Annotated in this window: 17 protein-coding genes; 16 read left to right on the top strand and 1 reads right to left on the bottom strand. The window is 65.4% G+C overall.

Translation table 11 applies throughout. The features are described from left to right. Positions 1–82 precede the first annotated feature (82 nt). From CH281_RS20575 to smc, 14 genes are all read left to right on the top strand, one after another. The gene (locus tag CH281_RS20575) at positions 83–1,750 is read left to right on the top strand and encodes a DAK2 domain-containing protein (protein WP_082519306.1); all 1,668 of its coding nucleotides are present in this window, start codon (positions 83–85) and stop codon (positions 1,748–1,750) included. A gap of 14 nt (positions 1,751–1,764) precedes the next feature. Beyond that, a complete protein-coding gene (recG, locus tag CH281_RS20570; protein WP_057474108.1) occupies positions 1,765–4,044 on the top strand; it encodes an ATP-dependent DNA helicase RecG in 2,280 nt (759 codons plus the stop codon). A gap of 110 nt (positions 4,045–4,154) precedes the next feature. Continuing rightward, positions 4,155–7,571 (top strand): pyruvate carboxylase, encoded by a 3,417-nt coding sequence (locus CH281_RS20565; protein WP_032383422.1) that lies wholly within the window; start codon positions 4,155–4,157, stop codon positions 7,569–7,571. Next, entirely contained in the window at positions 7,568–8,140 is a 573-nt protein-coding gene (rsmD, locus tag CH281_RS20560) for a 16S rRNA (guanine(966)-N(2))-methyltransferase RsmD (RefSeq protein ID WP_027496669.1), read from the top strand. Before CH281_RS20565 ends, rsmD begins: the two co-directional genes overlap by 4 nt. Before the next feature lie 27 nt (positions 8,141–8,167). Then, the gene (gene coaD / locus CH281_RS20555; protein ID WP_027496670.1) at positions 8,168–8,656 is read left to right on the top strand and encodes a pantetheine-phosphate adenylyltransferase; all 489 of its coding nucleotides are present in this window, start codon (positions 8,168–8,170) and stop codon (positions 8,654–8,656) included. A 167-nt stretch (positions 8,657–8,823) separates the two neighbouring features. Next, positions 8,824–9,615 (top strand): DivIVA domain-containing protein, encoded by a 792-nt coding sequence (locus CH281_RS20550; protein ID WP_045841865.1) that lies wholly within the window; start codon positions 8,824–8,826, stop codon positions 9,613–9,615. Between the two features lie 91 nt (positions 9,616–9,706). Next, the gene (locus CH281_RS20545; RefSeq protein WP_027496671.1) at positions 9,707–10,315 is read left to right on the top strand and encodes a YceD family protein; all 609 of its coding nucleotides are present in this window, start codon (positions 9,707–9,709) and stop codon (positions 10,313–10,315) included. Then, positions 10,316–10,498, top strand: coding sequence for a 50S ribosomal protein L32 (gene rpmF, locus CH281_RS20540; protein ID WP_032397784.1), 183 nt, complete (start codon positions 10,316–10,318; stop codon positions 10,496–10,498). It abuts the gene before it with no gap. 26 nt (positions 10,499–10,524) lie between these two features. After that, positions 10,525–11,307, top strand: coding sequence for a ribonuclease III (rnc, locus tag CH281_RS20535; RefSeq protein ID WP_094695450.1), 783 nt, complete (start codon positions 10,525–10,527; stop codon positions 11,305–11,307). Then, positions 11,307–12,173, top strand: coding sequence for a bifunctional DNA-formamidopyrimidine glycosylase/DNA-(apurinic or apyrimidinic site) lyase (mutM, locus tag CH281_RS20530; RefSeq protein ID WP_045841863.1), 867 nt, complete (start codon positions 11,307–11,309; stop codon positions 12,171–12,173). Before rnc ends, mutM begins: the two co-directional genes overlap by 1 nt. A 49-nt stretch (positions 12,174–12,222) precedes the next feature. Further along, positions 12,223–12,651 carry an OsmC family protein gene (locus CH281_RS20525; protein ID WP_027496674.1) on the top strand — a complete coding sequence of 143 codons (429 nt, stop codon included), beginning with the start codon at positions 12,223–12,225 and terminating at the stop codon, positions 12,649–12,651. After that, positions 12,651–13,547 (top strand): SMP-30/gluconolactonase/LRE family protein, encoded by an 897-nt coding sequence (locus CH281_RS20520; RefSeq protein ID WP_057474107.1) that lies wholly within the window; start codon positions 12,651–12,653, stop codon positions 13,545–13,547. Before CH281_RS20525 ends, CH281_RS20520 begins: the two co-directional genes overlap by 1 nt. After that, positions 13,544–13,819, top strand: coding sequence for an acylphosphatase (locus CH281_RS20515; RefSeq protein ID WP_027496676.1), 276 nt, complete (start codon positions 13,544–13,546; stop codon positions 13,817–13,819). The genes CH281_RS20520 and CH281_RS20515 overlap by 4 nt, the downstream gene beginning before the upstream one ends. A 59-nt stretch (positions 13,820–13,878) precedes the next feature. Next, entirely contained in the window at positions 13,879–17,553 is a 3,675-nt protein-coding gene (gene smc, locus CH281_RS20510; protein WP_057474106.1) for a chromosome segregation protein SMC, read from the top strand. A 7-nt stretch (positions 17,554–17,560) separates the two neighbouring features. Here smc and CH281_RS20505 read toward each other — a convergent pair whose 3' ends face one another. Further along, complete coding sequence (locus CH281_RS20505) at positions 17,561–18,193, bottom strand: MSMEG_1061 family FMN-dependent PPOX-type flavoprotein (protein ID WP_032383417.1); 633 nt, start codon at positions 18,191–18,193, stop codon at positions 17,561–17,563. Positions 18,194–18,290: 97 nt separating this feature from the next. Here CH281_RS20505 and ftsY point away from each other — a divergent pair, with 97 nt between their 5' ends. Together ftsY and CH281_RS20495 are read left to right on the top strand one after the other, a co-directional pair. Next, positions 18,291–19,667, top strand: a complete 1,377-nt coding sequence (gene ftsY / locus CH281_RS20500) for a signal recognition particle-docking protein FtsY (RefSeq protein ID WP_094695449.1) — start codon at positions 18,291–18,293, stop codon at positions 19,665–19,667. Between the two features lie 186 nt (positions 19,668–19,853). Continuing rightward, positions 19,854–21,158 carry an ammonium transporter gene (locus CH281_RS20495; RefSeq protein WP_373453891.1) on the top strand — a complete coding sequence of 435 codons (1,305 nt, stop codon included), beginning with the start codon at positions 19,854–19,856 and terminating at the stop codon, positions 21,156–21,158. Positions 21,159–21,218 lie beyond the last annotated feature (60 nt).

Genomic DNA, 21,218 nt, shown 5'->3' with positions numbered 1-21,218 from the left:
GACTAAGCTTCGGGCACTGTCCGCGGCCGACATCGTCGGGCCCGGGCGCAGGTACGGACGGAACGCAGGGGAGGCGCTCGAGGTGGTCGACGTACTCGAATCCATCGATGCCTCGGACCTGCGCCGGTGGGCCTATCGCTGTGTGGATTCCCTCACTGCTCGGTGCGACGAGATCGACGCACTGAACGTCTTCCCGATTCCGGACTCCGATACCGGCACCAACCTGATGTTCACGTTCCGGGCTGCGGTCGAGTCCATGCGCAGTGCCGGGCCGGCCGCAGGCGCGGGTGCGATCGGACGGGCTCTGGCGGTGGGAGCCGTATCGGGCGCGCGAGGAAATTCCGGGGTCATCGTCTCGCAACTCCTGCGCGCCGTGGGTGAGGCCGCAGCCGACGGTCCGCTGGACACCGTGTCGATCCAGGCCATGTTGCGGCGTGCACGAGTTCTGGTGGCGGGCGCGGTCAGTGTCCCCGCCGAGGGCACCATGCTCACGGTGCTCGAAGCCGCTGCCCACGAGGCCGCTGCTCACGACGCGAACGTCGATCTGGCCACGCTGGTGGTCGATATCGCGGAGGCCACCGCTCGCGCTCTCGATCGCACGACGGACCAACTCGCACCGTTGCGAGAGGCGGGCGTCGTGGATGCGGGGGCGCTGGGGTTGTCGGTGATCTTCGACGCGTTGGTCGAGGTCGTGACCGGCCGCACCCCTCCGAGGCGACGCTATCGCCGTCCTCAGGACCACGAACGGGTGATCGAAGTCGGTGTTTCGAACGCACACGGAGCCTCCGACGGGGCGGCGGCTCGTTCGCAGTCCCGGCCGCTCGGCTACGAGGTTCTCTACGTCGTCCCCGGCATCGACGACACCCGCGCGGCAGCGCTGCGTGCAGCGCTGTCGGACCTCGGCGATTCGGTCGTGGTTGCCGGAGACGGCTCCGGGGCGTACTCCGCTCATGTGCACACCACCGACCCGGGCGGTGCCGTCGAGTGCGGGATCGCGGCGGGAAATATTCGAGGAGTGCGCATCTCGTGTTTCGGACTGGCCGAGTACTCCGTCGACGCGAACGTCGGTGAGCACGAGCCCGAGGCTATGTCGGTGGGTCGCGATATTTTGGCCCTGGTCGCCGGTGACGGTGCCGCGGCTCTCTACGTACAGGAAGGTGCGACGGTGGTGCGATGCGACGAGCCCATCGATTCGTCGGTGTTGCATCGCGCCATCGTGGGCATGAAGCACCGCGAGGTTCTGGTGCTGCCGAACGGGGCGCTGTCCGCTCAGGAGCTCGTTGCCGTCGGTGCTGCGGCCAGGGCCGACGGTAAGGACGTGTCGATGTTGCCGTGCTCGGCGATGGTGCAGGGGTTGGCTGCGCTCGCAGTGCACGACGCGGCCAGAGCAGCCGTCGACGACGCGTTCGCGATGTCCGATGCTGCAGCGGGGACGAGGTGGGGTTCGTTGCGCATCGCCGAGCAACGCTCGCTGACCTGGGTCGGTATGTGCGAGCCGGGTGACTGTCTCGGTCTGGCCGGGCAGGAAGTGGTGATCGTTGCCGAGCATCCGCTCGATGCCGGATGCAGACTGCTGGACCAGCTGTTGGCCACCGGCGGTGAGATGGTGACGATGTTGCTCGGGGCACTGGCTCCCGCGGATCTCGGAGGTCGGCTCGCCGACTATGTGGCGGGTGCGCATCCCGGCGTCGACGTGGTGGTCTACCCGGGCGGGCAGCCCGGGGATCTCGTGCAATTCGGAGTGGAATAGGGAATCTCGGAACAATGGCAACGCTGGTGGATCGGCTCGACGATGTCCTCGGAGCGGCGGCTGCGGCACCGCTGGCCGAGGTGTTCGGCATCCATACCGTCGAAGACCTGCTGCGGCACTACCCGCACCGCTACATGACGCACGGTTCCGAGCTCGGCGAGAAGGAACCCCCCGAGGGGGAACACATCACCATCGTCGCCACCGTGGAATCGGCCACCCTGCGTTCGATGAAGAACCGCAACGGTCAATTCCTTGCCGTCACCCTTGCGGCCGACGGGCAGCGGATCGAAGCCACGTTCTTCAGCCCGCACAAGCTCAAGCACGTGGTCGTGCCCGGCCGGCGGGGCATGTTCTCGGGCAAGGTCAAGTATTTCGGTCGGCGGTGGAACCTCACCCACCCCAGTTACGTGATCCTCGGGGGTGACGACAACGACGGGGCCATCGTCCCCGCGGGTCGCATCGTCGGCGGTGGCACGCTGGCCGGCCTGGCGCGTGGCTCGGTCGATTCGTCCGGAGCCGTCGACATGTCGGTGTTCGACCGCGCCTTCGTCCCTATCTATCCCGCGGCGAAGGACGTCGAGAGCTGGACATTCATGCGCTGCGTCCGGCAGGTACTCGACCAGCTGGACGACGTGGTCGATCCGCTCCCGGAATCGGTGCGCCGCGAGCGAGGCCTCATCGACATCGACGCCGCGCTGCGTTCGGTCCACTTTCCCGATACCGCGGCGGACAAGGACGCCGCTCGGGAACGATTGAAGTTCGACGAGGCATTGGCTGTTCAATTGGTACTCGCGGACCGACGACGCGACGCGTCCGACCGGGTAGCCGCGCGGTGCCCACCGATCACCGACGGCATCGCGGCGGAGTTCGATCGCCGGCTGCCGTTCGAGTTGACGGTCGGTCAGCACCAGGTTGCTGCGGAGATCGCCAACGACCTGTCGGGCCCGCATCCAATGTCGCGTCTGTTGCAGGGCGAGGTCGGCTCGGGTAAGACCATCGTCGCGTTGCGTGCCATGCTGCAGGTGATCGACGCCGGACACCAGTGCGCACTGTTGGCACCGACGGAAGTGCTTGCCTCCCAACATGCGCGATCGATCCGATCGATGCTCGGCACGCTGGCCGCCGGTGGCGAGCTGGGATCGCACGAGCTGGCCACCAAGGTGGCTCTGCTGACGGGGTCGATGTCCACTGCGGCAAAGCGATCGGCCCTGCTCGATGCCGTGACAGGTGATGCCGGGATCGTCATCGGCACCCACGCTCTCATCGAGGATCGGGTCGAGTTTCTCGACCTCGCGATGGTCGTCGTGGACGAGCAGCACAGATTCGGTGTGGAGCAGCGAGATGCCCTGCGCGCGAAGGCTCGTGGAAACACCAGCCCGCATCTCCTCGTGATGACGGCGACACCTATTCCGCGCACGATCGCGATGTCGACGCTGGGGGACCTGGAGACGTCGGTACTGACGGAGCTTCCGCGCGGCAGGTCGCCGATCGTCAGCAACGTCGTCCCGGCCAGATCCAAACCGGGGTGGGTGGATCGAGCCTGGCAACGGATTCACGAGGAGGTCGCGGCGGGCCGGCAGGCCTACGTGGTCTGTTCTCGTATCGGTGACGGCGATGATGCGGACACGGGCAAGAAGAGCGGAGCGGCGAAGAAGGCTGCGCCGAAAGTGGAAGACGGGCCGGAGACCACGGCTGCCGTGGATCTCTACGAGACGCTCTCGGCCGGTCCGATGGCCGATCTGCGTGTGGGGCTGCTGCACGGTCGACTGTCCGGTGATGACAAGGACATCACCATGTCGGAATTCAACGCGGGTGAGATCGACGTGCTCGTCTGCACGACGGTGGTCGAGGTGGGCGTGGATGTACCCAATGCCACGGTCATGGTGATCATGGATGCCGACCGCTTCGGCGTCAGCCAGCTCCACCAGTTGCGCGGCCGAATCGGCCGCGGCGGGCATCAGGGGCTGTGCATCATGATCAGCTGGCTCAGTCCGGGCGGTGGGTCGTTCGCTCGGCTCGAGGCTGTGGCCGCCACCAACGACGGGTTCGAGCTCGCCAAACTGGACCTGGCGACCCGCCGAGAAGGTGACGTGTTGGGAGCCGCACAGTCGGGCACGGTGACCGGACTTCGGATGCTCTCGTTCATCGACGACGAGGACATCATTTCCGACGCCCAGGATTGTGCCCGGTCGTTGTTCACGCGGGACCCGTCTCTGGCCGACAATCCCGGCATCGCGTCGATGATGCGTTCGGCGTGGCGATCCGACAGAATCGACTACCTCGACAAGTCCTGACCCCGTCGCAGTCCGCACTGCACCGTTTCAGTAGCCGAAATTGAACAAAAGTTCCCGCATCGTGGGATCAGTACGCCTCCGGGGCTGTGTCTGCCGGGTAAGTTGAGCCAATGTTCTCCAAAGTTTTGGTTGCCAACCGCGGCGAAATCGCTATCCGCGCCTTCCGTGCGTCCTACGAACTCGGTGCCTCGACGGTGGCGGTGTTCCCGTTCGAGGATCGAAACTCGGTGCACCGAACGAAGGCCGACGAGGCTTATCAGATCGGGGAGAAGGGCCATCCCGTTCGGGCGTATCTCTCGGTCGACGAGATCGTCGCCGCCGCCAAGCGCAGCGGTGCCGATGCTGTGTACCCCGGCTACGGATTCCTTTCCGAGAACCCGGATCTCGCCGCCGCGTGTGTGGAGGCGGGCATCACGTTCGTCGGGCCCTCCGCCGATGTCCTCGAGCTGACCGGCAACAAGGCGCGTGCGATCGCCGCTGCGAAGGCCGCGGGACTACCGGTGTTGGCGTCGTCGGAACCGTCGTCCGATATCGACGAATTGGTCGCGGCATCGGAATCGATGACTTTCCCGCTGTTCGTCAAGGCCGTGGCAGGTGGCGGTGGTCGCGGAATGCGCCGCGTGGCCGAGCCCGAGCAACTACGCGAGTCCATCGAAGCTGCTGCGCGCGAAGCGGAGTCGGCGTTCGGCGATGCGACCGTGTTCCTCGAGCAGGCAGTGATCGACCCCCGTCATATCGAGGTACAGATCCTTGCCGACGGCCAAGGCAACGTCGTCCATCTCTTCGAGCGCGATTGCAGTGTGCAGCGTCGACACCAGAAGGTGATCGAGCTGGCCCCGGCACCCAACCTTCCTCAGGAATTACGCGAGAAGATCTGCGCCGACGCCGTGGCGTTCGCCAAGCAGATCGGCTATTCCTGCGCCGGTACCGTCGAGTTCCTTCTCGATACCCGCGGCAATCACGTCTTCATCGAGATGAATCCGCGAATTCAGGTGGAGCACACCGTCACCGAAGAAGTGACCGATGTGGACCTGGTGCAGTCGCAGTTGCGTATCGCCTCCGGTGAGACGTTGGCGGACCTGGGATTGCAGCAGGAGAACATCGTGTTGCGCGGTGCAGCGTTGCAATGCCGCATCACCACCGAGGATCCCGCCAACGGATTCCGGCCCGACGTCGGCCGCATCACTGCCTACCGCACCCCGGGCGGTGCCGGCGTGCGCCTCGACGGTGGCACGACGTTGGGTGCCGAGGTCGGTGCCTACTTCGACTCGATGCTCGTCAAGCTCACCTGTCGCGGCCGTGATTTCGACACTGCCGTGGCGCGTGCCCGACGTGCGGTGGCGGAGTTCAGAATTCGCGGTGTCGCGACGAACATCCCGTTCCTGCAAGCGGTTCTGGTCGACCCCGATTTCACCGCAGGACGCGTCACCACCTCCTTCATCGAGGAACGTCCGGAACTGCTGACGTCGCGTTCCTCGGGTGACCGTGGCACCAAAATTCTGACCTACCTGGCCGACGTGACGGTCAACAAGCCGCACGGGGAACGTCCCTCACCGGTGTACCCGCACGACAAGCTGCCCGAGGTCGACTTCTCGGCTCCCATTCCCGACGGCTCCCGGCAACGGCTGCTGGCGCTCGGGCCGGAGGGGTTCGCCCGCGATCTGCGCAATCAGAAGGCGCTCGGTGTCACCGACACCACGTTCCGTGATGCCCATCAGTCGTTGTTGGCAACGCGTGTGCGCACCAGTGGTCTGCTCGGCGTAGCGCCGTACGTGGCGCGAACGACGCCGCAGTTACTCTCGATCGAGGCCTGGGGAGGGGCGACGTACGACGTGGCGTTGCGCTTCCTGCACGAGGATCCGTGGGAGCGGTTGGCGAGCTTGCGAGAAGCCGTGCCCAACATAGCGATTCAGATGTTGCTGCGCGGCAGGAACACCGTCGGATACACCCCGTACCCGGAGAAGGTCACCCGTAGCTTCGTCGCCGAGGCCACCGACACCGGAATCGACATCTTCCGTATCTTCGATGCGCTCAACAACGTCGATCAGATGCGTCCGGCGATCGATGCAGTGCGCGAAACCGGTACGGCCATCGCAGAAGTGGCACTGAGTTACACCGGCGACCTGTCCAATCCGAACGAGAACCTGTACACGCTCGACTACTACCTGAAGTTGGCCGAGCAGATCGTCGATGCCGGCGCGCACGTGCTGGCCATCAAGGACATGGCGGGTCTGTTGCGTGCCCCCGCGGCCAAGACGCTGGTGACGGCGTTGCGGTCCAACTTCGATCTGCCGGTGCACGTGCACACCCACGACACTCCCGGCGGACAGCTCGCTACCTATCTCGCTGCCTGGGAAGCCGGAGCCGACGCGGTCGACGGTGCCTGTGCTGCGATGGCAGGAACCACCAGTCAGCCCGCGCTGTCGGCGATCGTCGCCGCGGCCGCGCACACCGAGCGCGACACCGGTCTCGACCTGCAGGCCGTCTGCGATCTCGAGCCGTACTGGGAGGCCGTGCGAAAGGTGTACGCGCCCTTCGAGTCCGGGCTGCCGGCACCGACCGGTCGCGTGTACACCCACGAGATTCCGGGCGGCCAGCTGTCGAACCTACGCCAACAGGCTATTTCGCTCGGTCTCGGTGATCGCTTCGAGACGGTCGAAGCCAATTACGCTGCGGCCGACCGCATGTTGGGTCGATTGACCAAGGTGACGCCGAGCTCGAAGGTCGTCGGCGATCTGGCTCTTGCGCTCGTGGGTGCGAATGCGTCCGCCGAGGAATTCGCCGAGGACCCCAGCCGGTACGACATTCCCGATTCCGTTGTCGGGTTCCTACGCGGCGATCTCGGAACACCCGCCGGTGGCTGGCCCGAGCCGCTGCGCACCAAGGCGCTCGAAGGCCGAGGTGCGGGCAAGCCGGTGACGCCGCTGACCGACGAGGACGAAAAGAACCTCGACGGGACGTCGGCGCAACGCCGTACCACTCTGAATCGGTTGCTCTTCCCCGGCCCCACAGCGGAACTCGAAGCTCATCGAGAGAAGTACGGCGACACGACCCGATTGTCGGCCAACCAGTTCTTCTACGGTCTGCGTCAGGGCGAGGAGCATCGAGTCACGCTCGAGAAGGGCGTCGAACTGCTCATCGGACTCGAAGCGATCTCCGACCCGGACGAACGCGGTATGCGCACCGTCATGTGCATCCTCAATGGGCAGCTACGTCCGGTGTCGGTGCGCGATCGGTCCATCGCGAGCGAAGCACCCACCGTCGAGAAGGCAGACCGCTCCAATTCCGGACACATTCCGGCTCCGTTCGCCGGGGTGGTCACCCTGGCAGTCGAGGAGGGCCAGAAGATTTCGGCCGGCGACACCATTGCCACGATCGAGGCGATGAAGATGGAGGCAGCGATCACCGCACCGCGGGGCGGCTCGGTCACTCGTCTGGCGATCTCGGGCGTACAGCAGGTGGAGGGCGGCGATCTGCTCGTCGTCATCGGTGGGGGGTCGACGGGCGAAGAGGCCGGGAGCGAATGACCCGGATCGTCGCGGGCGTTGCCGGGGGTCGTCGATTGGCGGTCCCCGGCCAAGGCACCCGGCCCACGTCGGAGCGGGTTAGAGAGGCACTGTTCAGTGCGCTCGAAAGTCGGATGGAGCTCGACGGGGCCGCGGTGTTGGATCTGTTCGCAGGGTCGGGTGCGCTCGGACTCGAAGCACTCTCACGTGGGGCCGCGTCGGCGGTGCTGGTCGAATCCGACGCACGGGCGGCCGCGGTAGTGCGCAAGAACATCGAATCGGTCGGCCTGACCGGAGCTTCGGTCAAATGCGCGCCGGTGGCCTCGGTCCTGGCCGGCACCGCCGACGCGGCCTACGACCTGGTGTTGGCAGATCCGCCGTACGCCGTCACGGATACCGCCGTGGCCGGCCTCCTCGAGCGGCTCGTGAGCGGGGGATGGCTCTCGGTCGACGCGGTGGTCGTGCTCGAACGGTCGTCGCGTTCGCCGGAGACCGTATGGCCGACCGGGCTCGTGCCGGAGAAGTCGAAGAAGTACGGCGAGAGCCGAATCGAGATCGCAATCCGGTCAGGAGTGGAGCCTGCGGAATGAGCTGTCTGAGCTGATAGGTTCGCGGGCATGACTGGCGCACTGTGTCCTGGATCCTTCGACCCGGTGACCATCGGTCACCTGGATATCTTCGAGCGCGCGGCGGCCGCCTTCGACGAGGTGGTGGTGACGGTGATGGTGAACAAGAGCAAGAAGGGCATGTTCAGCGTCGAGGAGCGGATCGAGATGCTCGAGGTCGCGACCGAGCATCTGCCTAACGTTCGGGTCGGTTCGTGGTATGGCCTGCTGGTCGATTACGCACGGCAGGAGGGCTTTTCGGCGATCGTGAAGGGTCTTCGGAGTGCTGTCGACTTCGATTACGAGTTGCAGATGGCGCAGATGAACCGGACGCTGACCGGAGTGGACACGGTGTTCCTCCCTGCGAATCCGGCGCACAGTTTTCTGTCGAGCTCGTTGGTCAAGGAGGTGGCCACGTTCGGGGGAGACGTCACCGGTATGTTGCCGCCGTTCGTGCAGGACCGGTTGATGTCGCGTATCGCCGAGCGTGCCGCCCAGTAGTTCGATGGCGCAGTAGTTCGATGGCCCAGTAGTTCGAAAGGGCGACACACCGGGTGGGTATAGCGCAGACCGGCGTATCGGCGGGCAGACTGAACAGCGAAGAACTGTGGGTGTCGTCTGCGGAGCAGATGCGTTCGCGGTGGCAGATTCGACGATTGGGGTAAACGGTGTACCGCGTATTCGAGGCGCTCGACGAGCTCGTCGCCATTGTCGAGGAGGCGCGCGGCGTTCCGATGACTGCCGGGTGCGTCGTCCCTCGCGGCGATGTCCTGGAATTGCTCGACGACGTACGTGACGCCATACCCGGCGAGCTCGACGATGCGCAGGACGTGTTGGATCATCGCGACAAGCTGGTGGGTGACGCGCGGGCGACGGCGGAGAAGACCGTCACCAGTGCGAACGCCGAAGCTCAGGACACGGTGGAGAACGCACGCGACTCGGCGGACCGCATTCTCGCCGACGCCAAAGCCCAGGCCGATCGCATGGTGTCCGAAGCGTCGGCGCATGCCGATCAGCTCGTGGCCGATGCCGAAGCCGAGGCCGAGCGAACGGTTCTCGAAGGCCAGCGTGAGTACGAGGCGCTGACCGTTCGCGCTCGCACCGAGGCCGATCGGATGATCGAGTCCGGTACGGCGTCGTACGAGCGGTCGGTCGCAGACGGCACCGCCGAACAGAACCGGCTCGTCTCGGAGACGGAGGTCGTTCAGGCGGCCCACGCCGAGTCGGCTCGGGTGATCGACAGCGCACACGCCGAATCCGATCGGATGCGCAGCGAGTGCGACGTCTACGTCGACACCAAGCTTGCAGAGTTCGAGGAGTTCCTCAGCGGCACCATTCGGTCGGTGGGTCGCGGTCGGCAGCAGCTGCGCACCGGCTCGGGCGTCCCGGACTACGGCAACGAACCGTACGGTGACACCTCCTACGGAAGTGCAGACCAGGGACGTCGTAGTCGGCACTGACCCGTCATGATTTGCTCACGTATGCGCAGATGCGTATCGTTGTGTGGTTGCTTACCGACAGTAGGCACACCGACAGTAAGGAAGATCAGCCGTGCCCCCGCCCAAGAGAACGACGCGTCCCGAACTGGACGCAGGATTCGTTCTGGACATTCTCAACCTCGGTCGTCGACCCGGGTCGACGAAAACCATCGAGCGGACGGTTCCGGCTCCTTCCCGAATCGGCCTCGATGCCATCGCCATCGAAGCCGGTGTACCGGTCTCGCTCGATCTGCAGTTGCAGGCGGTATCCGAGGGCGTTCTCGTCACCGGTTCCGTGCGAGCTGCCACGGCCGGTGAGTGCACGCGCTGCCTCGACCCGGTCACTGGCAATGTCGACGTCTACCTCACCGAGCTGTTCGCTTACCCGAACAGCATCACCGAGGAGACGACGGATGCGGACGAGATTCACCGCATCGTCGACGACCTGATAGATCTCGAACCCGTCATCGTCGACGCGGTCGGTCTGGAGCTTCCACTCCACCCCGTCTGCAGTGACGAGTGCGAGGGATTGTGCCCAGAATGCGGCGTTCGCCTGGCGATTGCTGAATCCGGCCACAGTCACGATACAATTGATCCTCGCTGGGCTGGACTTGCAGCCAAATTTGGCGTGGATCCAGAACCGAGCACAGAACTTGTGAACAACGAAGCCGAGGAGAAGTAAGTGGCTGTCCCGAAGCGCAAAATGTCGCGTTCCAACACGAGGTCGCGTCGTGCACAGTGGAAAACCACTGCGCCCACCCTCGTGACGTGCCCCAACCGTGGTTGCGGCGAGAAGACGCTGCCCCACATCGCGTGCCCTTCGTGCGGTACCTACAAGGGCCGCCAGGTCGTCGCAGCGGTCTGATTCCCGCTCAGGTGACAAACGAAGTAGTGGACCGACACAACGGCGGGCCACAGAACAATAGCTCCGCTGCCGTCAGCGGCGGGGACGACCGAGAGTCGCTCCTCGCCGCTATCGGTGTTTCTCTGTCCGAACCCTTGTTGACGCTGGCTCTGACGCACCGGTCGTTCGCCTACGAGCACGGTGGTCTGCCGACCAACGAACGGCTCGAGTTCTTGGGCGACTCCGTGCTCGGCTTGGCGGTCACCGAGCACCTGTACGCGGTGCACCCCACCAAGTCCGAAGGACAGCTGGCAAAGATCAGAGCCAGTGTGGTCAACATGCATGCGCTCGCCGAGGTGGCTCGTGATCTCGGTGACGGCGGCCTCGGTCGTCATCTGTTGCTGGGTAAGGGCGAAGAGCAGACCGGCGGGCGCGACAAGCCCAGCATCTTGGCCGACGGTATGGAGTCCTTGCTGGGTGCCATCCACTTGCAACACGGAATCGATGTTGCCCGCACCGTGGTTCTGACACTGTTCGCCGGCTTGCTCGATCGGGCTCCCAAGCTCGGTGCGGGTCTGGATTGGAAGACCAGCCTGCAGGAGTTGACTGCGGAACGTGCATTGGGTGTCCCCGCGTACGAGATCTCGTCGACCGGACCCGACCACGACAAGGAATTCACGGCCACTGTGCTCGTCGGCGGATTCCCGCGCGGCGTCGGGGTGGGCCGGTCGAAGAAGGAAGCCGAGCAGAAGGCTGCCAGCACGGCGTGGAACTCGTTGTCGGACAATGAGACTCCTGTCGTTGCCGACTCCGCATCCGACTCTTCCTGATGCCCGAACTGCCTGAGGTCGAGGTGGTCCGGCTCGGCCTGGAATCCCACGTGGTCGGCAAGACGGTGCGCTCGGTGGAGGTGCTACATCCTCGCGCCGTGCGGCGACACGACCTCGGCGGCCTCGATCTGATCGGCCAATTGCGGGGCCAGCGCATCGCTTCGGCCCAGCGGCGTGGCAAGTATCTGTGGCTGGTGATGGCACCCGGCGATTTCGCGACCGTCGTCCACCTGGGTATGAGCGGGCAGATGCTCGTGCAGCCTCCCACTGCCCCGGACGAGAAGCACCTGAGAATTCGAGCTCGCCTGGACGACGGTAGCGACCTCCGCTTCGTCGACCAACGGACCTTCGGCGGTTGGGCACTCGCTCCGATCGTGACGGTGAACGGGACCCAGGTACCCGAACCGGTCGCGCACATCGCCCGCGATCCTATCGACCCACTGTTCGATGCCGAATCGGTGGTGAACGTGTTGCGCGGCAAGCACACCGAGATCAAGCGGGCACTGCTCGACCAGACCGTGCTGTCCGGTGTCGGCAACATATACGCAGACGAAGCGTTGTGGCGCGCGAAGATTCACGGCAATCGAATCGCAGAAACACTGACGCGTCCCGCGCTGCGGCGTCTGCTGACCGGGGTCCACGCGGTGATGGGGGAGGCCCTCGCTCAAGGCGGAACCTCCTTCGATGCGCTGTACGTCAACGTCAACGGGCAGTCCGGCTATTTCGACAGGTCGCTCGATGCCTACGGGCAGGAAGGACTGCCCTGTTCGAGGTGCGGCGCACCGATCCGGCGCGAAAAATTCATGAACCGCTCCTCGTTCAGCTGCCCCACCTGCCAGCCGCGGCCGCGACACCTCCGGACCTGACCTCATTCCGCAGGCTCCACTCCTGAACCGCCCGCCTAGTATTTCGGTCATGGCAGAACAGAGCACGCCGACCAACCTCTGGGTCGAGCGCACAGGCACACGTCGATACACCGGTCGCAGTTCGCGGGGAGCCGAGGTGCTCATCGGGTCCGAATCGGTCGAGGGTGTTTTCACTCCGGGGGAGCTGCTCAAGATCGCCCTCGCGGCGTGCACGGGCATGAGCTCCGACGTCCCGCTCTCTCGTCGACTCGGTGACGACTACTCCGCCACCGTCGAGGTGTCCGGGGCCGCCGACCGCGAGAACGAGCTCTATCCCGAGTTGAACGAGATCCTTCGAGTCGACCTCAGCGCGATGGACCCCGAGGCGCAGCAACGCCTGCTGACCGTCGTCGAGCGTGCCATCGACAAGGTGTGCACGGTCGGGCGGACCTTGAAGGCCGGAACGACGATCAACCTGGACATCGACGTGGACGCCTGATGAAGTCTCGGGCGATCCTCACCGCGGCGTTGCTCTGCGGCGCGTCGATCGCCGCGGCCCCGGCCGCACAGGCGTCGAGTGCGTGTACTCCGTGGTCGGTGAGCACAGTGGCGTCGGGATTCGGGATGCTCGAGAATCTGGAGTTCGACGGCCGCGGCTCGATGATCGTTTCCGAGACGTCGCCGATCGGACCGGGTGCTCTACGTAGCGTCGCGCCGAACGGAGACCGGGGCACTCTGGTGTCGGGCGTCGAGTCACCCGGCGGCTTGGTGCGGGACGGAGACACCCTGTACTTCACCACCGGAAACAGTGCGGCCGCAGGACTTTTCGATTCCTCGACCGGAACGATCGACGCGCTCGATCTCGATACCGGTGGTCGCTCGACGTACGCGTCGGGCCTGGCGATGCCCAACGGACTGGCGAGATCGGAGACGGGTGATCTCTTCACCACCCGTAATCTGGGTGTCGCTGCAGGCCTGAGCCGGATCGCGACCGATCGCACCGTGTCGACGGTACGTACGGATCTGGGGTCTGCCAACGGGATTGCGATTGCGCGCGGAAAGATCTACGTGGGCAACACGTTCGATGTCGAGCCCGTCGTGTACGTCCTCGACGAGCAGGATCCGTCCGGTTCGGTCTCGCGTGTTCGCGTCGACGGATTCGGACCACTCACCATGTCGGACGACCTGACCGTGGGTGTCGACGGAATGATCTATCTCGCACAGAATCTCGCGGGACGAGTTATTCGCATCGACCCGACGTCGGGGTCGTCGTGTGCCGTGGCGACAGGTGTGCCGCTGACATCCGCGGTCGCGTTCGGCGGGGTGGGATTCGACCCGACGTCGTTGTACGCAACGAGTTTCGACGGATCCGTCCGAGAGTTGAGCCCGGCATGAACGACGAGCGTCTGACGGCGTGGGTGCACGGCCTGGTGCAGGGCGTCGGGTTTCGGTGGTGGACTCGATCGCGTGCTCTCGAACTCGGTCTCGTCGGTCATGCGACCAACCACGCCGACGGACGGGTGCTGGTGATCGCCGAGGGACCGCGCGATCGTCTCGACGCGCTTCTCGAACTGCTACGCGGCGGTGGAACCCCCGGCACGGTGACGCTCGTCGTCGAGAGTTGGGGGTCGGCCCGCGGTGATCTGAGCGGTTTCGTCGAGCGCTGACCTGCACTACCGGAGGCTGGGCGCGCGGGTGGGCACCTGGCCGGTAAAGTACGGACGCTATGTATCTGAAGAGTCTGACGCTCAAGGGCTTCAAGTCCTTCGCTTCGGCGACGACTCTTCGATTCGAGCCCGGTATCACCTGCGTGGTCGGACCGAACGGCTCCGGTAAATCGAATGTCGTGGACGCTCTGACCTGGGTGATGGGCGAGCAGGGTGCCAAAGCCCTGCGCGGCGGCAAGATGGAAGACGTCATCTTCGCGGGAACCTCGGGTCGAGCGCCGCTGGGTCGGGCCGAGGTGACGCTGACGATCGACAACTCCGACGGAGCGCTGCCGATCGACTACTCCGAGGTATCGATCACCCGCCGCATGTTTCGCGATGGTGCGGGCGAGTACGAAATCAACGGAAGCTCCTGCCGTTTGATGGACGTCCAGGAGCTGCTGAGCGACTCCGGTATCGGGCGCGAGATGCACGTGATCGTCGGGCAGGGCCGGCTGGCGGCGATTCTCGAATCCCGCCCGGAGGACCGGCGAGCATTCATCGAGGAAGCTGCCGGCGTTCTCAAGCACCGCAAACGCAAGGAAAAGGCGGTCCGCAAACTCGACGCGATGCAGGCCAATCTCGCGCGACTGAACGATCTGACGACCGAACTGCGTCGGCAACTCAAGCCGTTGGGTCGGCAGGCCGAGGTCGCACGTCGAGCGCAGACGGTGCAGGCAGACCTGCGCGACGCTCGCCTCCGGCTGGCGGCAGACGATTTGGTGGCCAGGCGAGAAGAATTCGCCAACCAGACGCAGGACGAGGAAGCGGCTCGCGAGCAGTATGCGATGGTGCAGGACGCCCTCGAGGCGGGGACCGTAGCCCTCGCCGAACACGAGCAAGCCGTCGCTCGCCTGACGCCCAGCGCCGAAGCAGCCGGGCAGACGTGGTTTCGACTTTCCGCGCTGGCCGAACGAGTCAACGCGACTGTTCGCATCGCGCACGAGCGGGCCCGGCACCTCGACTCCGTGCAGAGCGCCGGCCGAGGGCAGGACCCCGACGAGCTGGAGGCACAGGCCGAGCGGGTTGCCGAAGAAGAGATGGAACTCGTCGAAGCCGTGGAGATGGCGCGGGAAACCCTCGAGGCGGCCCGCGAACAGTTGGCCGAACGAGAGTCGGCGGCTGCGGCTGCGGAACGGGCGCACCTGGCGGCCGTGCGTGCGGTGGCCGATCGCAGGGAGGGCTTTGCACGCTTGTCCGGGCGGGTCGATACCTTCCGGACCAAGGTCGAATCTATCGACGCCGAGGTGGCACGCCTGTCGGTGGCCATCGACGAGGCCCGTGAACGGGGCGAGGCGGCCCAGCGCGAGTTCGAGAGCGTGCAGGACCAGATCGGTACCCTCGACGCCAGCGAACTGAGCTTGGACACCCACTACGAGCGCGCAGTGGCTGCGCTACGTCATGCCGATGCGCGTGTCTCGGAATTGCAGGCAGAGGAACGCACCGCGGGTAAGCGGGTGGCGTCCTTCGAAGCGAGGATCGAGGCGCTGACGATGGGCCTCGAACGAAAAGACGGTGCCGGCTGGTTGGTGGAGAACGAACAGGACGGACTGTCGGGACTGCTGGCCGGGCACCTGACGGTCGAGCCGGGATACGAGATCGCGGTCGCAGTCGCGATGGGACCGGCGGCCGACGCTGCCCATGCAGAGTCCTTCGCCGCTGCCCGCGATGCAGTCCTGGCGCTCCGCGCCGCGGACGGTGGTCGCGCAGCCATAGTGCACAGCAGTTCCGTTGCAGTGCAACCACTCTCACGTCCCGAACTTCCTGATGGCGCGCGGTGGGTGCTCGATCTCATCGACTACCCGGACCGCCTGGCCGGTGCCATGACGGCATTGCTCGACGGCGTGGTTGCCGTCGACTCGCTCGACACCGCGCACCGACTCGTCTCCGACAACGGCCGACTGCGCGCGGTGACCAAGGACGGCGACGTCGTAGAACCCGGGTGGGTGACCGGAGGATCGGACCGACGGCCCAGCACGCTCGAAGTGCAATCCGCCATCGACACCTCGACCGTCGAGCTGGCTGCGGCCGTGCGAAGGGCCGAGGAACTCGATGCTGCGCTCTCTGGTGCACTCGCGGAACAGCGCGACCGACGTGAATCGGCGGAGCAGGCTCTGGCTGCCCTCAACGAATCCGATGCCGCTATGGCAGCTGTGTACGAGCAGCTGGGCAGGCTCGGTCAATTGGCGCGGTCTGCTCATGCCGAGTCGGCACGGTTGACGACGCAGCGTGATTCGGCAGAGACGAGTCGCGAGGAAGCGGTCGCTCGGCTGGCCGAGCTCGAAGACAGCCTGCGATCCGCCGAGGACGAACAATCCGGGTTCGTGGGAGACGGTGAGAGCGGCGACGCGGCCACCACGATGGAGCGTGAAATGGCGGCGGCCGCGCTCACCGAGGTTCGCGCCGTGGAAGTCGAAGCTCGGCTGAACGTGCGCACCGCGGAGGAGCGTGCGCAGTCGGTCCGGGGACGGGCAGATTCGCTACGCCGGGCGGCGCGAGCCGAGCGGGAGGCCAGAGCCAGGGCCGAGAGGGAGAGCGCGGCTCGGCGTCATGCTGCCGCGGTCGCTGCCGCAGTGGCGGAGTCGGGTGAAGAGCTCGCGACTCGTCTCGGGGCGGTCGTCGCTGCTGCCGCACGACGGCGCGACGAGCTCTCGGCCGAACGGACAACGCGCACAGCCGAACTCGACACGGTGAAGGAGCAGGTTCGGGCACTGCAGGGACAGTTGGCCTCGATCACCGACGCGGTGCACCGCGACGAGGTGGCGCGTGCCCAGGCCGCTCTGCGCATCGAGCAACTCGAGACGACCATTCTCGAACAGCACGGGATCGGGCTCGACGATCTGGTGGCGGAATACGGCCCCGACGTCCCGCTGCCTCCGACCGAACTCGAAATGGCCGAGTACGAGGCGGCCAAGGAACGCGGTGAGCAGGTGGTGGCACCCGCCCCGATGCCGTTCGACCGCGCCACTCAGCAGGCGCGTGTCAAACGCGCCGAACGGGATCTGGCCACGCTCGGCAAGGTGAACCCGCTGGCTCTGGAAGAGTTCGCGGCACTGGAAGAGCGATACAACTTTCTGTCCACCCAGCTCGAGGACGTCAAGTCCGCGCGCAAGGACCTGCTCGGGGTCGTCGCCGACGTGGACGACCGCATCCTGCAGGTGTTCACCGAGGCCTGGCTGGACGTCGAGCGTGAATTCACCGGTGTCTTCGCCAAACTGTTCCCCGGGGGCGAGGGACGGCTGATTCTGACCGACCCGTCGGACATGCTCACCACCGGAATCGAAGTGGAAGCACGGCCGCCCGGCAAGAAGGTCAAGCGGCTGTCGCTGCTGTCCGGCGGCGAGAAGTCGCTGACGGCCGTTGCGATGCTCGTGGCGATCTTCCGTGCTCGACCGTCGCCGTTCTACGTGATGGACGAGGTCGAAGCAGCGCTGGACGACACCAACCTGCGGCGACTCATCGGTTTGTTCGAGCAACTCCGCGAGAAGTCGCAACTGATCGTCATCACGCACCAGAAGCCGACGATGGAAGTGGCCGACGCCCTCTACGGCGTCAGTATGCGCGGTGACGGCATCACCACCGTCATCTCGCAGCGGCTCAATCGCGAGCGCGTCGCCGTCGATGCAGTCGAACCTGCCGTCGAGGCCGCCGAACCGGACGTGTCGGTGCCCAGCGACACCGATTCCGCGACGTGAGGCCGCGCTACTTCTCGGGGTAGAGCTGCTCGGCGTAGGAGGGCCCGTAGTACTCGCGGAGTTCTTCCACCGTTTCGGGTGCCTGCGGAATCAACGCTTTCGTCAAGGACGCGACATCGGGAATGGAGTCCGCATCCCACGTGTCCGGCTGCCACAACTTGGACCGCATGAATGCCTTGGCGCAGTGGTGGAACACCTGCTCGATGTCGACGACGAGGCACATGATGGGTCGGTGGCCCTTGACCTGCAGTTCGTCGAAGAACGGTGCGTCGGTCACCAGCGACGCGCGACCGTTGATGCGCAGGGTGTCGCCGCGCCCCGGCACGAAGAAGTTCAGGCCGACGAACGGATTCTCGAGAATGTTGCGGTAGCCGTCCATTCGACGATTACCGGGCCGTTCGGCCAGTGCGATCGTGGCCTCGTCGACGACGTGGACCAGGCTGCCGGGCGGATCACCCTTGGGGGAGACGTCGCACCGCCCGCTCGCGTCCGAGGTTCCCATCAGGCAGAAAGGCGAGGCCGCGAGCCAGTGCACGTCGAGTGGATGCAGGGTCCGGCGATCCTTGTTGGCCGCCCGAAAGCTGGGTTCGCCGAACATGGCGGTCAGTTGGTCGGCGTCGCGCACCGCGGTCCACGTCATGGCGACGATGCTATCGACACGACCCGGACGGCGGACAGTCCATTTCGGCGATGCACCACCGATGCGCTCGGTCGTGACCACCTGAGAGGATGGTCACGTGAGTAATCAAGCGTGGATCATCGTCGCGGCGATCGCTGCCGTCCTGCTCGTCGTCCTCGTCGCCGGGTTCGTTCTGTCCCGTCGCCGGAGAGTGTCCCTCAAGTCGGACGAGGCCGCCCGAATCGAGGACGCGGCCACCAAGGACAGATCCGGTGGCTACACCGCCGGCAGCGGTTTCTCGTTCAGTCAGGGCACTGCGACCGCCGAGCCCGTCCCGCCTGCCCCGAAGCCCGTCCCGCCTGCCCCGAAGCCTGTCGAGACCTTCCCGGTCGAGCCGACGCCGGTGCCACCCACCCACACTCGGGACGAGCCGGAGGTCCTCGACCCCGAGGTTCCGGTCGTCGAGCCTCAGGTGCCGGTTGTCGAGCTCGCCGAGCCGGCCGAGCCCACCGCGCCTGCGGTGCCGGAACCCGCCCCGGACGCCGAGGCACCTGCTCCTCGACTGGACACCATCGATCCGACCGAAGGTCGGTTGGACCGTCTTCGTGGACGTCTGGCTCGTTCCCAGTCCGCGGTGGGCAAGTCCCTGCTCGGATTGCTCGGCGGCGGAGACCTGGACGAGGACTCCTGGGAAGAAGTCGAGGACACGCTGCTGATCGCCGACATCGGCTCGGCCACGACGACGGAGATCATGCGCACGCTGCGCGAGCAGATGGCAGCTCGCAGTATTCGTACCGAAGCCGATGCGCGAGCCCTGCTGCGGGAAATTCTGGTGGCGCAACTGCATCCGGAGTTCGATCGTTCGATTCGCGCGCTTCCGCACGACGGCGCGCCTGCGGTGTTGTTGGTCGTCGGAGTCAACGGCACCGGCAAGACCACGACCACCGGCAAGCTCGCCCGTGTCCTGGTCGCGGACGGCCGGCGAGTGCTCCTCGGTGCGGCCGACACGTTCCGCGCTGCTGCCGCGGATCAGCTGCAGACCTGGGCCGAGCGAGTCGGTGCCGAAGTGGTGCGCGGTAAGGAAGCCGCCGACCCGGCCGCCGTTGCCTTCGACGCGGTGAGCAAGGGAATCGAGAACGGAGTCGACGTGGTGCTGGTCGACACCGCAGGTCGCCTGCATACGAAGTCCGGTCTGATGGACGAGCTGAGCAAGGTCAAGCGCGTCATCGAGAAGCGGGCCCACGTCGACGACGTGCTGCTCGTTCTGGATGCGACGGTCGGCCAGAACGGACTGACTCAGGCGCGCGTCTTCGCCGAGATTGTGGACATCACCGGTGTCGTGCTGACCAAGCTCGACGGAACCGCGAAGGGCGGCATCGTTTTTCAGGTACAGCGGGAACTCGGGGTACCCGTCAAGCTCGTCGGTCTCGGCGAAGGTGCCGACGATCTGGCTCCGTTCGAGCCAGGGGCGTTCGTCGACGCACTGCTCGGTTGATCGACCTCGCCGGGCTCCGGCGAACCGGGTAAAAAGCACAAACGCCAGCACGAAACCTTTTAGCAACAGAATTCGGTCATGCGTTCACATGCCCGAAACACCCGAGTGTCACGGATGAAACTTCGTGAAACCACTCTTCTTGCGTAACGGCGCGCCAACCGGTGTGCAGGAGAATGGAGGGTGTACGTGAGTCCCGAGGATATGTTGGCCAACTCCGGCAACGCCGCGTGGATGCTGATGGCAGCATCGCTGGTACTGCTGATGACGCCGGGCTTGGCGTTCTTCTACGGCGGTATGTCGCAGTCGAAGTCCGTGTTGAACATGATGATGATGTCGTTCGGAGCTATGGCCGTCGTCTCGATCATCTACTTCCTGTGGGGATGGTCGATGTCCTACGGCACCCAGGACATCGGCGGTGTCTTCGCCAACCCGTTCGAGTTCTTCGGACTCAAGGATTCGATCACCGACGCGGACGGCAACTACATCGCCGGCGCATGGGGTTACGCCAACGTCATCGACGTAGCGTTCCAGGTCACGTTCGCCATCATCACGGTCGCCCTGATCAGCGGCTCGATCGCCGGTCGAGTCAAGTACGGCACCTGGCTCGCCTTCGCAGGAATCTGGGTCACCCTCGCGTACTTCCCGCTGGCACACATGGTCTGGGGCGGTGGACTGCTGTCGGGCTCCGAGAAGGGCTTGGCTGCAAAGATTTTCGGAACGATGGTCAACGACGACGGTGACACCGTCGCCAACGTCGCACCGATCGACTTCGCCGGTGGAACCGTCGTGCACATCAACGCCGGTATCGCAGGCCTGATCCTGGCGATCATCATCGGCAAGCGAGCCGGATTCGGCAAGGTCGCCTACCGTCCGCACAACCTCCCGTTCGTCATGCTCGGCGCAGCGCTGCTGTGGTTCGGCTGGTTCGGATTCAACGCCGGTTCGGCATTCGCCGCCGACGGCATCGCAGGCGTGGCCTGGGTCAACACCACCGCGGCCACCGCAGCGGCCATCGCAGGCTGGCTCATCACCGAGCGCATCCGCGACGGACACGCAACCAGCCTCGGTGCCGCATCGGGCATCGTCGCAGGTCTGGTCGCCATCACCCCGGCCGCCGGTGCGCTCACCCCGGTCGGAGCCATGATCCTCGGCGTCATCGCCGGCGTGCTGTCGGCTCTCGCCGTCGGACTGAAGTTCAAGTTCGGCTACGACGACTCGCTCGACGTCGTCGGCGTCCACCTGGTCGCAGGCCTGTGGGGCACCATCGGAATCGGCTTCCTCGGATCCGAGACCGGCCTGTTCTACGGTGGTGACTACAAGCAGCTCGTCGTGCAGATCGTCATCGCGTTGTTCGCATTGATCTTCACGGCAATCGTGACCGCGGTCATCGCCTTCGCTCTGAAGCCGCTGGGCTGGCGCGTGACGGACGAGGAAGAGGCGAACGGCATCGACGAGGCCGAGCACGCCGAGACTGCATATGATTTCGCCTGACAAGGTAGAGATAGAGATGAACGCTGCACCGTACGACAACGGGCACTCGAGGTCTTGTGA

Origin of the sequence: Rhodococcus sp. 06-221-2, assembly GCF_002258365.1 — a bacterium.
GTDB classification, from domain to species: Bacteria; Actinomycetota; Actinomycetes; order Mycobacteriales; family Mycobacteriaceae; genus Rhodococcoides; species Rhodococcoides fascians.
This window is presented reverse-complemented; position numbering and strand designations above follow the sequence as displayed.

Coding starts and splice junctions, on each gene's coding strand:
- recG (WP_057474108.1), top strand. CDS start 1,765: ATGGCAACGCTGGTGGATCGGCTCGACGATGTCCTCGGAGCGGCGGCT.
- CH281_RS20565 (WP_032383422.1), top strand. CDS start 4,155: ATGTTCTCCAAAGTTTTGGTTGCCAACCGCGGCGAAATCGCTATCCGC.
- rsmD (WP_027496669.1), top strand. CDS start 7,568: ATGACCCGGATCGTCGCGGGCGTTGCCGGGGGTCGTCGATTGGCGGTC.
- coaD (WP_027496670.1), top strand. CDS start 8,168: ATGACTGGCGCACTGTGTCCTGGATCCTTCGACCCGGTGACCATCGGT.
- mutM (WP_045841863.1), top strand. CDS start 11,307: ATGCCCGAACTGCCTGAGGTCGAGGTGGTCCGGCTCGGCCTGGAATCC.
- CH281_RS20525 (WP_027496674.1), top strand. CDS start 12,223: ATGGCAGAACAGAGCACGCCGACCAACCTCTGGGTCGAGCGCACAGGC.
- CH281_RS20520 (WP_057474107.1), top strand. CDS start 12,651: ATGAAGTCTCGGGCGATCCTCACCGCGGCGTTGCTCTGCGGCGCGTCG.
- CH281_RS20515 (WP_027496676.1), top strand. CDS start 13,544: ATGAACGACGAGCGTCTGACGGCGTGGGTGCACGGCCTGGTGCAGGGC.
- smc (WP_057474106.1), top strand. CDS start 13,879: ATGTATCTGAAGAGTCTGACGCTCAAGGGCTTCAAGTCCTTCGCTTCG.
- CH281_RS20505 (WP_032383417.1), bottom strand. CDS start 18,193: ATGACGTGGACCGCGGTGCGCGACGCCGACCAACTGACCGCCATGTTC.